Genomic DNA, 13,366 nt, shown 5'->3' on the forward strand with positions numbered 1-13,366 from the left:
AGGAAGCCCCATGCTGCGGGCGCGCGCCGTCCTGCGCTGGCCGTTTACGGACCTGCGAGCGTCATCGCGCCTTGTGAGCCCAAGGCCATCATTTCCTCGAACCATTGCGCGACGTACGCGGCTTCCGGTGCGGCATCGGGCGCCAGGCCGTAGTAATAGCGGTTCAGCGCCATGCGCAGCGCGGGCAGCGGCGACTGCAGCCGGCCCGAGGCCAGGTCGTGCGCCACCAGCGAGGTCGGCGCCAGCGCGATGCCGAGCCCGTCGACGGCGGCCTGCAGCACGAAGTGCAGGTGATCGAACTGGAGCCGGCCCGCGGGCCTGGCACGCGGCGCGCCGACGTGCTTCTTCCAGGCGTCCCAGTCTTCCTTGCGCGTGCGGGCCGACAGCTGCACGTGCGAGGCCAGCGTGCGCAGGTCCGCGAGCGGATGCGCCTTGAACAGCGCCGGCGCACCGACCACCAGCACTTCGTCTTCGAGGAACGGGCGCACCTCGATGGAGGGCGGCCAGCCCTCGAGCCCGCGGCGCACCGCGATGTCGAAGCTGCCTGCGGCCTGTTCGGGCATGACCGTGCTCGTGACCACCTGCGGCTCGATCTCGGGATAGCGCTCGACGAACGAAGGCAGGCGGGGAATGAGCCACCGCACCGCGAAGGAGGGCCGCACGTTGATCCTGACGGCACGGGCCGGACCTTGTGCCTGCAATGCACGCGCCGCCGCATGGATCTGCGCGATGGCCGGGCCTGCCTCGGCAAAGAACTGCTGTCCTTCCGCGGTCAAGGCGACCTGGCGGATGCGGCGCTCGAACAGCGCGACCCCCAGGCATTCTTCGAGGCTCTTGATCTGCCGGCTCACCGCGCTGTGCGTCACGTGAAGTTCGACGGCCGCCCTCGTGAAGCTCTGGTGGCGGGCCGCGGCGACGAAGGCGCGCACGGCATTGAGGGGCGGTTCTCGAAGCGGCATGTGTGCAATTTTCTCACGCATGGCGGGCGTTAATGTCGTTTGTCGGCATGCCTTGCGTCGGCGCACCATGCGGGCTCGATGTTTCGCACCACGCCCGCTCCAGCTCTCGCTGCCACCGACCTGAACTCCCGCCACGCGGCCATTGCGCTCGGGCTTTCGCTGCCGGCCGACGTCGTGCTCTACCTGCTGCTGCCGATGTATGCCGGGCAATTCGGCGTGACGCTGGCGGAAGCCGGCATGCTGCTTGCGGCCAATCGGCTCGTGCGCATTGCGGGATACGGCTGGGTGGCGCGCTTCTATGCGCGCAACGGCGACAGGCTCACGTGCACCATCGCGGTGGTGGCGGCTGCGTTCTGCGGACTCGGCTACGCCACGCTCTCGGGCTTCTGGGCGCTGCTGCCGCTGCGGCTCGTGTGGGGCCTGTGTTTTGCCGCGCTCAATCTGTCGACCCAGTCGCTGGCCACGGCCGAGCTCCTGGGTGCGGCGCGCCGCAGCGGGCGTTCGCGCGCGCTCATCGCGATGGGGCCGGTGCTGGCGCTGCCGCTGGGCGCGCTGCTGGCGCTGTGGGCCGGCCCGCGCGCGATCTTCTGCATTCTTGCCGCGTTCTCGCTGGTGGCGGTGCTTGCCGCGAGGCGCCTGCCTTCGGTGCCGCACGGCAGCGGACACAGGAAGCCCGGGCGCCGCTTCGGGCGGCCCAACAGCCTCGATGCCTGGTCGTTCATGGAAGGACTGACGCTCGACGGGCTCTTCATCGTCGGCCTCTCCTATCTGGGCAAGGACCTGATGCCGGGCGGCGCGGTGGTGATGGCCGGTTCGCTGATGGCGCTGCGCTACCTGGCGGAAATTCTGCTGAGCCCGGTCGGCGGCCACATGGCGGAGCGCTTCGGTGCCGAGCGGCTGCTGGTGAGCCTCTCGCTCGTGACGGCGATTGCGCTGGCAGGCTTCGGCCTTGGCTGGCTGTGGAGCTGCGCGGCATTGATCGTGGTGCTGCGCGCCTTGCAGCTGCCCTTGCTGCCGCCCATCGTGGCGCGCCGCACACCGGGGCCGGAACGCATGCATGCGCTGGCTGCGCGAGCGGTGTGGCGCGACATCGGCGCCGGCATCGGGCCGCTGCTGGCCGGGCTCTTGCTGCCGGTCGTGGCATCGTCGTGGCTCTACGGCGTTTGCGCGCTGCTGCTGGCCGCGGCGGCACTGGCGTGCGGCAGAAACCCGTCGGCCACGGCAGACAAAAAACAAGGAGTGATCCCATGACCCATGCCATCGACACCATCGGGCAGCTCGAAGCGCTGTTCGGCGAAGCCGGCGAGGCCTCGCTCAAGAAGGAGGTGCCCTGGCTGCACCCGAGCTACCAGGCGCTGATTGCCGCTTCTCCTTTCGCGGTGCTGGCCACCACCGGACCCGGCGGCCTCGACGCCTCGCCGCGCGGCGACCCGCCAGGTTTCGTGGCGGTGCAGGACGAGAAGACGCTGCTGCTGCCCGAGCGCCGCGGCAACAACCGCATCGACAGCCTGCGCAACATCGTGGCCGATCCGCGCGTGGCGCTGCTGTTCCTGATTCCCGGCGTGGGCGAGACCTTGCGCGTGAACGGCAAGGCGCGCATCACGACCGCGCCCGAACTCATGGCGCGCTTCGCGATGGAGGGCAAGCTGCCGCAGTGCGTGATCGAGATCCGGGTCGACTCGGTTTTCTTCCAGTGCGCGCGCGCCATCCAGCGCTCGAAGCTGTGGGCGCCGCTGCCGGCAGAATCGCGCCGCGAGGTGCCCACGCCCGGCGCCATCCTGTCGGCGCTGACCGACGCCGCATTCGACGGCGAGACCTACGACCGCGAGCTGCCGGCGCGGCAGCGGTCCACCTTGTATTGAGGGCGCGCTCAGCCCGAATACGGCCCCTTGACTTCGCCCCATCCCCATTTGGGCATGGGTGCATCCGCGTCCACGGCCGCGCCAGCCTGCGAGTTGATGACCGCGAGCCGCGAGCCCCACTCGAGATAGCCGACCAGCGCCGAACGAAACTCGGGATCGTCCGGCATCGCGAGTTCGTCCGCCGTGTCCAGCAGCAGCCCGACCCAGCGGCGCCGCTGTTCCTGCTGCAGGTGGCGATTCAGGTGCTGCCGGATCATGTGCGGGTGCCCACCGTGATGCTGCGAATAGTCGGCCGGCCCGCCCAGCACCTCGGCCAGGAACGCGGCCACGTGGGCCGGATGATCGGCGTCCATGTGGGCGAAGACCGGTGCCAGCAGGGGGTCTGCCTTGACGTTTTCATAGAAGCGCGTCGTCAGGCGAAGCAGCGCCTCGCTGCCGCCAAGCCATTGGTAGAGCGTTGGAATGCTGCCGGGTTCGATCATGACTGTGACGACGCCTGTTGCTGCTGCTGCGCCCGCATGATCTGGTGCCGCTGCCAGTAGCGGCCGACCGCGGCCTTGAAGTTCTCCTTCTGCTTGCCGAGGCCGCCCACCTTGACCTTGGTGGTGCGCGCACCGAGCATGCCCTTGTCGTGGTGCGTGACGACCAGCATGTCGCCGAAGGTGTTGTCCTGGAAGGTCAGGTTCTTGACCTCGTCCCAGCCGATGGTCGAGCCGCCATCCACGCTCTGGTGCAGGCCCTCGTGGCTCACCTCGACGCTCTCGCCGTTCTTCAGTGCAAACGCAGCCGGCGGAAAGTGGCGCAGCACCACGGCGCGCTCTTCTTCGGTGGCCGGCTCGTAGCGGTAGGCAAGGCTCAGTTCGTGGTTCTGGACGAAGCGCTGCTCGTAGTCGCTCCACAGCCGCTGCTCGATGGCGGCGGCGGTCTCGATGTCGTCGGCCCACGAGACCTCCGGCGCGGTGGCAACGATGGCGCCGTAGGCGCTTTCGGGCACGTGGTGGCCGACGTTGCGCATGCGTTCGAGCAGCGGTGGATGGCTGTCGTAGGGGTGCGGCACATCGGCGGTCTTCATGGTCTCGACGAACGCGTCCGAATTGGCATAGGGCGGCAAGCCGGCGGCCACGAAGCCGGCGATGCCCAGCGCGCCGTCGTGCTGGCGGTCCTGCGCAAAGAGTTTGCGTTCGACGTCGTTGCGGTAGCTGGCGTAGGCCGAGATCTTGATCAGCGACTGCACGATGGCGCCCGCCGCGGTAAGGCTCGCGGAGACGCGGTCGGCCTTGTATTCGCGCTCCCGGCTGTCGCGCGCCAGGGCAAAGGCGAAGATCATCCGGTAGAGGCGAAGCAGGTAGTGCGCCACGATGCTCAGGCCGCCGTCGCGCATTTTCCAGGTGTACTGGTCGAACTGCAGCAGCTTGGGGCCGAGCGCGGCGCTGCTGCGGGTGTCGCCACCGCCCAGGTGGGCCAGTTCGTGCGCCAGCACCGCATCGGCCTCCGACTGGTCGAGCACGCGCAGCAGCGGAATGCTGACGAACAGCGTGCGGCCGTGCAGCGTGCGTCCGCCCACCTCGCAGGGCGCTTCGGTGACGAAGAAGTTGGTGTCGATGCCGGCAACGATCTGGTCGGGCGGTGCGGTCTTCACGCGGGCGGCGAGCTGGCGGATGCGCTCCCACAGGCGCGGCGCATCGGCCTGGTCGACCACTTCGCCTTCGATCTCGTTGCCGAAGGGCAGCTTCTTGAACAGCGTGTAGATCGCATAGAACACGGCCACCGCGGCCGCAATGCCCGCGATGATGATCAGCTTGACGTAGTAGCTCTGCCAGAAGTAGGCCGTGAGCCAGAACGACAGCCACACCAGCATCGCGCTCTGCAGCGCGACCTCGACCGCGCTCGACACCGTCATGAGCCGCCAGCCCGCAACGAAGCTCGCATAGCGCAGGCCGCGGTTGGCAAAGGCCAATGCGCCCAGCACCAGCGCCGCGGCGAGCAATGCCGCACCGAGCACCAGCGTCCAGATGGCAGCACGGTCGGCCCAGTGGAACTGCCAGTGCATCGAGTAGGGGCTGCACACCTTGTCGTGGAAGTTCCTGTCTTCGGGCGCGGTGGCACTGCAGGCCTTGGAGAGCGGGTGGCTGCGATAGAACTCTGCGGTCAGCGCCTTGTCGTCGGCGGACAGGCGGGTGTCGGAGGCGATGCGCTTCTCGATCCCCTGCAGGAATTCGGCGTCCTCCGAATGCAACGCGTACTCCGTGAAAACCAGCGTCGCCGCCGGAATGGCGAAGAGCGACACCAGGGTCAGGAGAAAGACACGAAAGAGGTCGGCATGGATCGTTCGGGCGAGGGCCATGGGGTGCTGCTCCTGGATGCGATGTTGCGATTCGTTGTGCGGAACCGGCTGGGAAAGCGATAGCGTAGCGGCCGTCTGCGTCGTTGCGTATGACTGGCAACGTCCATGCGGATGGCGTGAATACGAAGGTCGTACTCTTTGCGCAGAATTAGCAACAGCGGGGCGGCGACCCCACGCCTGCACCGGATGCCGCCCTTGGCGACAATCGGTCCAATGCGTCCTTCTTCTCCCTTCTTCAAGATGGCCCTGCTGCTGGGCCTGCTCTCCGCCATCGGGCCCTTCGCCATCGACATGTACCTGCCGGCGCTGCCGGCCATCGGCCAGGCGCTGCGCGCCGACATCGGCGCAGTGCAGATGAGCCTCACGGCGTTCTTCCTCTCGCTGGGCGCGGGCCAGCTGCTGTACGGGCCGGTCTCGGACATGGTCGGGCGCAAGCCGCCGCTCTATGCCGGGCTGGTGCTGTTTGCGCTTGCGAGCGTGGGCTGCGCGCTGGCCACCGACATCCACACGCTGATCGCGCTGCGCTTCGTGCAGGGCCTGGGCGCGGCGGCCGGCATGGCGATTCCGCGCGCGGTGGTGCGCGACCTGCACACCGGCACCGATGCCGCGCGGCTCATGTCGCTCCTGATCCTGGTGTTCAGCGTGTCGCCGATCCTCGCGCCGCTCGCGGGCAGCGCGGTGATCGCGGTGGCGGGCTGGCGCGGCGTGTTCTGGGCCGTGACCATCGCCGCGGTGGCGGGCCTCGCGATGATGGTCACGCAGCTGCGCGAAACGCGGCCGCCTTCGGAGCGCGTCGAGAGCAGCCTCGGCAGCGCCTTGTCGGCTTACTGGGTGCTGCTGCGCGACTGGCACTATCTCGGGCTGGTGTTCATCGGCGGCTTCGCGATGGCGGGCTTCTTCACCTACCTGGCGAATTCGTCGTTCGTGATGATCGACCACTACGGCCTGTCGCCCGCGCTGTACAGCGTGGCCTTCGGCGTGAACGCGGCGGCCTTCATCGGCGCCTCGCAGTTCACGGGCTCGCTGGGCGAGCGCTTCGGGCTGGTGGGCCTGGTCAAGTTCGGCGTCGTGGCGTCGGGCATCGCGATGCTGGCCATGTTCTCGTACTTTGCGGCGGGCGGCGACAGCCTCTGGGTGCTGATCGTGCTGTACTTCATCGCCTCCGGCTTCATGGGCCTGGTGATTCCGACCACCGGCGTGCTGGCGCTGGAGATGCACGGCGCCATCGCGGGCACGGCCTCGGCGCTGCTCGGCACGCTGCAGATGTTGACCGGCGCGCTGGCCATGGCGGTGGTGGGCCTCTTCACAGACGGCCGTCCGCTGCCGATGGTGACCGGCATGGCCGGCGGCGCGCTGATCGCGCTGGTGCTGACCTGGCTCACGCTGGGCAGCGTACGGTCAGAGCCCACCCGCAGGACGCAGCAGGCGTGAGCAGCACGGCGCACATGGAAGCCGCGGCGTCCGTGGACGGCAAGGCCGCGCAGCCCGTCGACGGGCTGGACCAGCCCGCGCGCCAGCGCGCAATGCTGGTGATCATTCTCGGCATCATGGTGGCCGTGCTCGACGGCACCATCGTCAACCTGGCGCTGCCGGGCATTGCGCGCGAACTCCAGGCCAGCCCCTCGCACGCCATCTGGGTGGTGAACGCCTACCAGATCGCCACGCTGGTCATGCTGCTGCCGCTGGCGTCGCTGGGCGACCTGGTCGGCTACCGGCGCGTCTACCTGGTGGGCATGGCGGTGTTCACGGTGTCCTCGATCGGCGCCACCTTTGCCGATTCGCTGACCACGCTGATTGCCGCGCGCACCTTCCAGGGCCTGGGCGCGGCCGGCATCATGAGCGTGAACGCGGCGCTGGTGCGGCTGACCTTTCCCTCGGCGCTGCTGGGGCGCGGCATGGCGATCAACTCGATGGTGGTGGCCACGTCCTCGGTGGCCGGACCCTCGGTGGCCGCCGCCATTCTTTCGGTGGCTTCGTGGCCGTGGCTGTTTGCCATCAACGTCCCGCTGGGCGCCATCACGCTGGCGCTGGGCTTGCGGGCGCTGCCGTTCAACCGCGTGGCACCGGCGTCGGGCCTGCGCTTTTCGCCGATCGACGTGGCGCTCAACGTGCTGATGTTCTCGCTGGTGTTCCTGGGCGTCGACCGCCTGGGCGTGCGCGAGGGCAGCGTGGCCGGCGGCGGCTCGCAGCAGTCGGCCTGGGCCATCCTGCTGGCCGGCGTGGCGGTGGGCTTCGTCTATCTTCGGCGGCAGCGCAAGCTGGCGGTGCCGCTGTTTCCGATCGACCTGCTGCGCATTCCGGTGTTCGCGCTTTCCATGGGCACTTCGGTGGCCGCCTTCTGTGCGCAGATGCTGGCCTACATTGCGCTGCCGTTCCTGCTGCTCGAGGTGTACGGCCGCAGCCACATCGAGGCCGGGCTCCTCATCACCGCCTGGCCGCTGGCCATCGTGGCCATGGCGCCCATTGCGGGCCGGCTGATCGGGCGCTATCCGGACGGGCTGCTCGGCGGCATCGGGCTGGGCCTGCTGGCCATCGGCCTGGGGTTGCTGGCGGCGCTGCCGGCGCATCCGGGCAATGCCGACATCGCCTGGCGCATGGCGCTGTGCGGGCTGGGCTTCGGGCTCTTCCAGTCGCCCAACAACCACACCATCGTGACCTCGCCGCCGGCGCACCGCAGTGGCGCGGCCAGCGGCATGCTGGGTACGGCGCGGCTCACGGGGCAGACGCTTGGCGCGGTGGTGCTGGCCGGCGTGTTCAGCGTCTGGAGTCCGCATGGCGGCCACGGGCCGGTGGTGGCGCTGGTGCTGGCGGCCTGCTGCGCGGGCCTGGCGGCGGTCTTCAGCAGCCTGCGGCTGAAGACGACAGGGCACGGCGGCTGAATAGGTTAGGGTACGCCCCTATGACGGAAGTACCTGAAACCGTGGTTTGTCCGGGCTGCGACGCGGTCTTCAGCCGCGCTCCCCTGAAGCCGCGCGAGGTGTCGTGCTGCGTCCGCTGCGGCACCGAGCTCTACCGCCACCCGGGCGACCAGCACCGCCGCATCCTGCCGCTCACGGTGGCATGCCTGATCATGTTCGCCATTGCCAACCTGTTCCCGATCGTCGAGATCGAGCTGCAGGGCCTGCGCAGCCAGACCACGCTGGCCGGCGCGGTCGTGGTGCTGAGCAGGGAGGGCATGTCGGTGGTGGCGCTGCTGGTGCTGGCCACGACGCTGCTATTCCCGCTGATGCAGCTGTGCATCCTGACCTACCTGCTGGTGCCGCTCAGCCGCGAGTACCGCCCGGCCGGCTTTGCCATTCTGGTGCGCGCCATGCAGATGCTGCGGCCCTGGGGAATGATCGAGGTGTTCCTGCTCGGCGTGCTGGTGGCGATCGTCAAGCTCTCCAGCATGGCGAGCGTGGTGGCCGGGCCGGCGCTGTGGGCCTTCATGGCGCTCACGGTCATGCTCACCGCCGTGCTCTCGTTCAATCCCAATGCCTTCTGGGAAATGACCTTTCGCCCGCCCGGCGAGCCCGACGGGGAGGCTGCGTGAGCGCAGGCGAGCTCCAGACCCGGGACGACGGCGAAGCGCCGCTGGCAACGGCCAGCGCGATGGGCCTGCTGGCCTGCCCGCATTGCGATGCCGTCTGGCGCCACGCCGCCGAGGGCGAACCGTGCGGGCGCTGCGGCACGCACCTGCACACGCGCAAGCCCTACAGCCTGAGCCGCACCTGGGCCTTCCTGATCGCGGCATGCATCATGTACATCCCGGCCAACCTGCTGCCGGTGATGATCACGCGCACGCTGTTCGGTGCGCAGTACGACACCATCCTGAGCGGTGTCATCTATTTCTGGGTGTCGGGCGCCTACGGGCTCGCGGCCATCATCTTCATTGCGAGCTTCCTGGTGCCGCTGTTCAAGCTCACGGTATTGATCCTGCTTGCGTTGCTGGCGCAGCGCGGCAGCAACTGGCGCCGGCCCGAGCGGGCCAAGCTCTATCACATCATCGAGATCATCGGCCGCTGGTCGATGCTCGACGTGTTCGTGGTGTCGCTGCTCACCGGGCTGGTGCAGATCCAGGGCTTTGCGGTCATCAACGCGGGCGTGGGCATTGCGGCATTCGGGTCGGTGGTGGTGCTGACGATGCTGGCCTCGCTGAGCTTCGACCCCAGGCTCACCTGGGACAGCAGGCAGCAGCAGGACGCCGAACGGGAACGCCGGGAACCGGCACGCGACAACAGGGAACAGAAGCCAGCATGAGTGACGAAGAAGCCAGACCCAACGACCCTGCGGCCCCGACGGGGCTTCCTCCGCCGCGCGTGGTGCGCCGGCGCGAATGGCTGCCCTCGCTGATCTGGCTGATCCCCATCGTTGCAGCGCTGGTCGGCGTGATGCTGGTGGTCAGGATCCTGATGCAGCGCGGGCCCGAGATCGTGCTCACCTTCAACACGGCCGAAGGCCTGGAGGCCAACAAGACGGCCGTCAAGTACAAGGACGTGCAGATCGGCACGGTGCAGAGCCTGAAGCTCGCGCGCGACCGGTCGCATGTGCAGGTGACCGTGCAGCTCAGCAAGGAGGCCGAGAGCTTCACCGCCGAGGATTCGCGCTTCTGGGTGGTGCGGCCGCGACTCGACACCTCCGGCATCTCGGGCCTGGGCACCTTGCTGTCGGGCGCCTACATCGGCGCCGACGCAGGCGTGTCGAAGGAAACCGCGAGCGAGTTCAAGGGGCTGGAGGTGCCGCCCATCGTCACGCGCGATGCCTCGGGCCAGCAGTTCCTGCTGCGCGCCACCGACGTGGGCTCGCTCGACGTGGGCTCGCCGGTGTATTTCCGGCGCATCAAGGTCGGCCAGGTGGCGGCCTATGAACTCGACGGCGACGGCCGCGGCGTGACGCTGCGCATCTTCGTCAATGCGCCCTACGACAAGTTCGTGGGGGTCAACACGCGCTTCTGGCAGGCCAGCGGCATCGACGCGCAGCTGAGCGCCAGCGGCTTCACGCTGCGCACGCAGTCGCTCGCCACCATCCTGCTCGGCGGCATCGCGTTCCAGGCACCCGATGACGCCATGGGTCCGCTGGCCAAGGAGAACACGGCCTTCACGCTGGCGCAGGACGAAACCGCGGCCATGAAGGAGCCCGACGGTCCTTCGCAGACGCTGCTGATGTATTTCAACCAGTCGCTGCGCGGCCTTGCGCCGGGGGCGCCGGTCGATTTCCGCGGCGTGGTGATCGGCGAGGTCAAGTCGATCGGCGTAGAGTTCGACCGCGCCGAGCGCGAGTTCCGCATGCCGGTGCTGGTACAGGTCTACCCGGACCGGCTGCGCCGCCGCGCGGGCGAGAGCGGCGTGGAGTCGCGCGCCACCCAGCAGGAGCGGCTGCGCTTCCTGGCCGAGAAGGGCCTGCGCGCGCAGCTGCGCAGCGGCAACCTGCTGACCGGGCAGGTGTACGTGGCGCTCGACTTCTTCCCCAAGGCGCCGCCCGTCAAGATCGACATGGCGAAGAACCCAATCGAGCTGCCCACCATCGCCAACAGCCTCGACGAGATCCAGTCGCAGGTGCAGGAGATCGCAAGCAAGCTCAACAAGGTGCCGTACGAGCAGATCGCGGCCGACCTGCGCACCACGCTCGCCTCGCTCAACAAGACGCTGGCCAGTACCGAGCAGGCGGTGGACCGCATCAACACCGACCTGACGCCCGAACTGGCCGCCGCCATGAAGGACGTGCGCAAGACAGTCAACAGTGCCGAGCGCACGCTGGCCGACGACTCGCCGCTGCAGCAGGACATGCGCCAGACGCTGCGCGAGCTGACCCGCGCCGCGGGCTCGGTGCGCGTGCTGACCGACTACCTCGAGCGCCATCCCGAGTCGCTCTTGCGCGGCAAACCGGACGACAAGAAATGATGCAGAAAAAACCGTTCCTGCTCGCTGCCACTGCCGCAGCGCTGATGGTCCTCGCAGGCTGCGCGGGCAAGCCCGACAACTACTACACGCTGGCCAGCCCGGTCGCGGCGGCGGACGCAGCGCCATCGACCCTCGGCTCTGCCGCGCCGCTCTACATCGAGCTGGCACCGGTGGCGGTGCCCGAGCGGCTCGCGCGGCCGCAGATGGTGGTGGGCCGGCCGAACGGCAGCGTGCAGGTGGATGTGCTCGAGCAGCACCGCTGGGCCGCGTCGTTCGAGAACGAGCTGCAGGATGCGCTGGCCAGCGGCATCGCGGCGCGGCTCGGCGCGCTCGATGTCACCAAGGGCGGCCGCCAGTCTTCGCAGCCCGTGTGGCGCATCGCGGTGCAGGTGCGCCAGTTCGACGCGGTCGACGGAGGCCGGGTGGATGCGGGCTTCAACTGGACGCTGCGGCGCTCCGACGAGCCCCGCACGATGGCGTGCCAGCTGAACCTGGGTGAAGCCGTTGCGGGCGGCATCGATGCCGTGGCGCAGGGCGCGCAGCGCGTCACTGCCGCGGCGGCCGCGGCCATCGCGCGCAGCGTGAGTGCAGCGCGCGCGAATCCGGCGGTGACCGCATGCCCGGCCTGATTCTTTCTCCTTCCACCGGAAGCGGAAGGAGCAATCCCGGCATCTGCTTCCAGATAGATCGGAGGTCACCATGGCACAGATCGGCAAGGCGCCCTGCGACGACACGCTGATCCTGCACGGCGCCAGTGCGCAGGAGGGCGCCTGTCCCGAAGCGTCCAAGCCCTGGGTGCTGGCCGCGGCCATCGTGGGCTCGAGCATGGCCTTCATCGACGGCACGGTGGTCAACGTGGCGCTGCCGGCCATCCAGGCCGACCTGCGGGCCACGGCGTTCCAGGCGCAATGGGTGGTCGAGTCCTATGCCTTGCTGCTGGCGGCGCTGCTGCTGGTGGGCGGCGCGCTCGGCGACCATTTCGGGCGGCGCCGCATCTTTGCGATCGGCGTGGGCATCTTCGCCATCGCTTCGGTGGCCTGCGGGCTCTCCGGCAGCGTGCAGCAGCTGATTGCCGCGCGCGCGGTGCAGGGCATCGGCGGGGCCTTGCTGGTGCCCGGCAGCCTGGCGCTCATCAGCGCCGCATTTCCCGAGAAGGAGCGCGGCAAGGCCATCGGCATCTGGTCGGGCTTCAGCGGCATCACTGCGGCCGCGGGGCCGGTGCTCGGGGGCTTCCTGGTCGATCACTTCTCGTGGACCTGGGCCTTCCTCATCAACGTGCCGATGGCGCTGCTGGTGCTGTGGATCGCGTGGCGCCACGTGCCCGAGAGCCACGGATCGTCGGCCAGCGGCGGGCTCGACCTGGTCGGCGCGCTGCTGGCCACCGCCGGCCTCGGCGGCATCGTCTACGCCTTCATCGAGGCGCCCACGCAGCACTGGAGCTCGCCCCCGGTGCTGGCCGCGCTGGGCATCGGCGTTGCGGCCAGCGCAGGCTTCGTGGCCGCGGAGCGCATGGCGCACACGCCGATGCTGCCGCTCGTGCTGCTGCGCATCGGCAACTTCAGCGGTGCCAACCTGCTGACCTTGCTGCTGTATGCAGCGCTCGGCGGCGGACTGTATTTCTTCCCGCTCAACTTGATCCAGGTGCAGGGCTACTCGGCCACCGTGGCGGGCGCGGCGCTGCTGCCGTTCATCCTCATCATGTTCGCGCTCTCGGGCTGGGCCGGCCAGTTGGTCGACCGCTTCGGTCCGCGGCTGCCGCTGGTGATCGGTCCAGCGATTGCCGCAGCCGGCTTTGCATTGTTCGCGGTGCCCGGCGTGGGCGCGAGCTACTGGAGCGGCTTCTTTCCCGCGGTGGTGGTGCTGGGCTTCGGCATGACCGTGACCGTGGCACCGCTCACCACCACGGTGATGAACGCGGTGGGGCCGGAGCAGGCGGGGGTGGCCTCGGGCGTCAACAACGCGGTGTCGCGCGCGGCCGCGGTGCTGGCCATTGCGGTGTTCGGCGTGATCATGGCCTGGGCTTTCGACGGCACCCTGGCCGAGAGCCTGCGCGGCATGGGGGCCTCGCCCGAGGCGACGGCATTTCTCGCGGGCGAGCGCAGCAAGCTGGCCGGCGCCGCACTGCCGCCGGGCGTCGATGCGGCCACCGCCGCGGCCTTGAAGAAAGCCGTGGCCGAATCTTTCGTCGCGGGCTTTCGCTGGGTGATGCTGCTGAGCGCCGGGCTCGCCGTGCTCAGCGCCTTGAGCGCCTGGCGGATGATCGGCGGCGGGGCTGCGAAAGATCACGGCACCGACGGCTGAAAAAAGCCGCGCTGCGCCCGG

General features: G+C 69.1%; 12 protein-coding genes. 9 read left to right on the forward strand and 3 right to left on the reverse strand.

Going from position 1 to position 13,366, the window contains the following annotated elements:
- Positions 1-44: 44 nt before the first annotated feature.
- Positions 45-959 (reverse strand): LysR substrate-binding domain-containing protein, encoded by a 915-nt coding sequence (locus VAPA_RS13045; RefSeq protein WP_021007244.1) that lies wholly within the window; start codon positions 957-959, stop codon positions 45-47.
- A 78-nt stretch (positions 960-1,037) separates the two neighbouring features.
- Here VAPA_RS13045 and VAPA_RS13050 point away from each other — a divergent pair, with 78 nt between their 5' ends.
- Together VAPA_RS13050 and VAPA_RS13055 are read left to right on the forward strand one after the other, a co-directional pair.
- Positions 1,038-2,210, forward strand: a complete 1,173-nt coding sequence (locus tag VAPA_RS13050) for an MFS transporter (RefSeq protein ID WP_021007245.1) — start codon at positions 1,038-1,040, stop codon at positions 2,208-2,210.
- Positions 2,207-2,821, forward strand: a complete 615-nt coding sequence (locus VAPA_RS13055) for a pyridoxamine 5'-phosphate oxidase family protein (RefSeq protein WP_021007246.1) — start codon at positions 2,207-2,209, stop codon at positions 2,819-2,821. Before VAPA_RS13050 ends, VAPA_RS13055 begins: the two co-directional genes overlap by 4 nt.
- 8 nt (positions 2,822-2,829) lie before the next feature.
- On the opposite strand, the gene VAPA_RS13060 is transcribed toward VAPA_RS13055, so the two are convergent.
- Both VAPA_RS13060 and VAPA_RS13065 read right to left on the reverse strand, forming a co-directional pair.
- On the reverse strand, positions 2,830-3,303 hold the full coding sequence (locus VAPA_RS13060) for a group II truncated hemoglobin (protein ID WP_021007247.1): 474 nt from the start codon (positions 3,301-3,303) through the stop codon (positions 2,830-2,832).
- Complete coding sequence (locus tag VAPA_RS13065; RefSeq protein WP_021007248.1) at positions 3,300-5,165, reverse strand: M48 family metallopeptidase; 1,866 nt, start codon at positions 5,163-5,165, stop codon at positions 3,300-3,302. Before VAPA_RS13065 ends, VAPA_RS13060 begins: the two co-directional genes overlap by 4 nt.
- A gap of 240 nt (positions 5,166-5,405) precedes the next feature.
- Here VAPA_RS13065 and VAPA_RS13070 point away from each other — a divergent pair, with 240 nt between their 5' ends.
- The 7 genes from VAPA_RS13070 (at position 5,406) to VAPA_RS13100 (ending at position 13,345) form a co-directional block, all read left to right on the forward strand.
- Positions 5,406-6,596: a multidrug effflux MFS transporter gene (locus VAPA_RS13070; RefSeq protein ID WP_041946104.1), complete on the forward strand. Its 1,191-nt coding sequence runs from the start codon at positions 5,406-5,408 to the stop codon at positions 6,594-6,596.
- A gap of 14 nt (positions 6,597-6,610) precedes the next feature.
- A complete protein-coding gene (locus VAPA_RS13075; protein WP_021007250.1) occupies positions 6,611-8,044 on the forward strand; it encodes an MFS transporter in 1,434 nt (477 codons plus the stop codon).
- 20 nt (positions 8,045-8,064) lie between these two features.
- Positions 8,065-8,697 (forward strand): paraquat-inducible protein A, encoded by a 633-nt coding sequence (locus VAPA_RS13080; protein ID WP_021007251.1) that lies wholly within the window; start codon positions 8,065-8,067, stop codon positions 8,695-8,697.
- Positions 8,694-9,404 carry a paraquat-inducible protein A gene (locus VAPA_RS13085; protein WP_021007252.1) on the forward strand — a complete coding sequence of 237 codons (711 nt, stop codon included), beginning with the start codon at positions 8,694-8,696 and terminating at the stop codon, positions 9,402-9,404. Before VAPA_RS13080 ends, VAPA_RS13085 begins: the two co-directional genes overlap by 4 nt.
- Complete coding sequence (locus tag VAPA_RS13090) at positions 9,401-11,044, forward strand: PqiB family protein (protein ID WP_021007253.1); 1,644 nt, start codon at positions 9,401-9,403, stop codon at positions 11,042-11,044. The genes VAPA_RS13085 and VAPA_RS13090 overlap by 4 nt, the downstream gene beginning before the upstream one ends.
- The gene (locus VAPA_RS13095; protein WP_021007254.1) at positions 11,041-11,673 is read left to right on the forward strand and encodes a PqiC family protein; all 633 of its coding nucleotides are present in this window, start codon (positions 11,041-11,043) and stop codon (positions 11,671-11,673) included. Before VAPA_RS13090 ends, VAPA_RS13095 begins: the two co-directional genes overlap by 4 nt.
- A gap of 70 nt (positions 11,674-11,743) precedes the next feature.
- On the forward strand, positions 11,744-13,345 hold the full coding sequence (locus VAPA_RS13100; protein ID WP_021007255.1) for an MFS transporter: 1,602 nt from the start codon (positions 11,744-11,746) through the stop codon (positions 13,343-13,345).
- The last annotated feature ends 21 nt before the right edge of the window (positions 13,346-13,366 follow it).

Source organism: Variovorax paradoxus B4 (assembly GCF_000463015.1).
GTDB lineage: Bacteria > Pseudomonadota > Gammaproteobacteria > Burkholderiales > Burkholderiaceae_C > Variovorax > Variovorax paradoxus_E.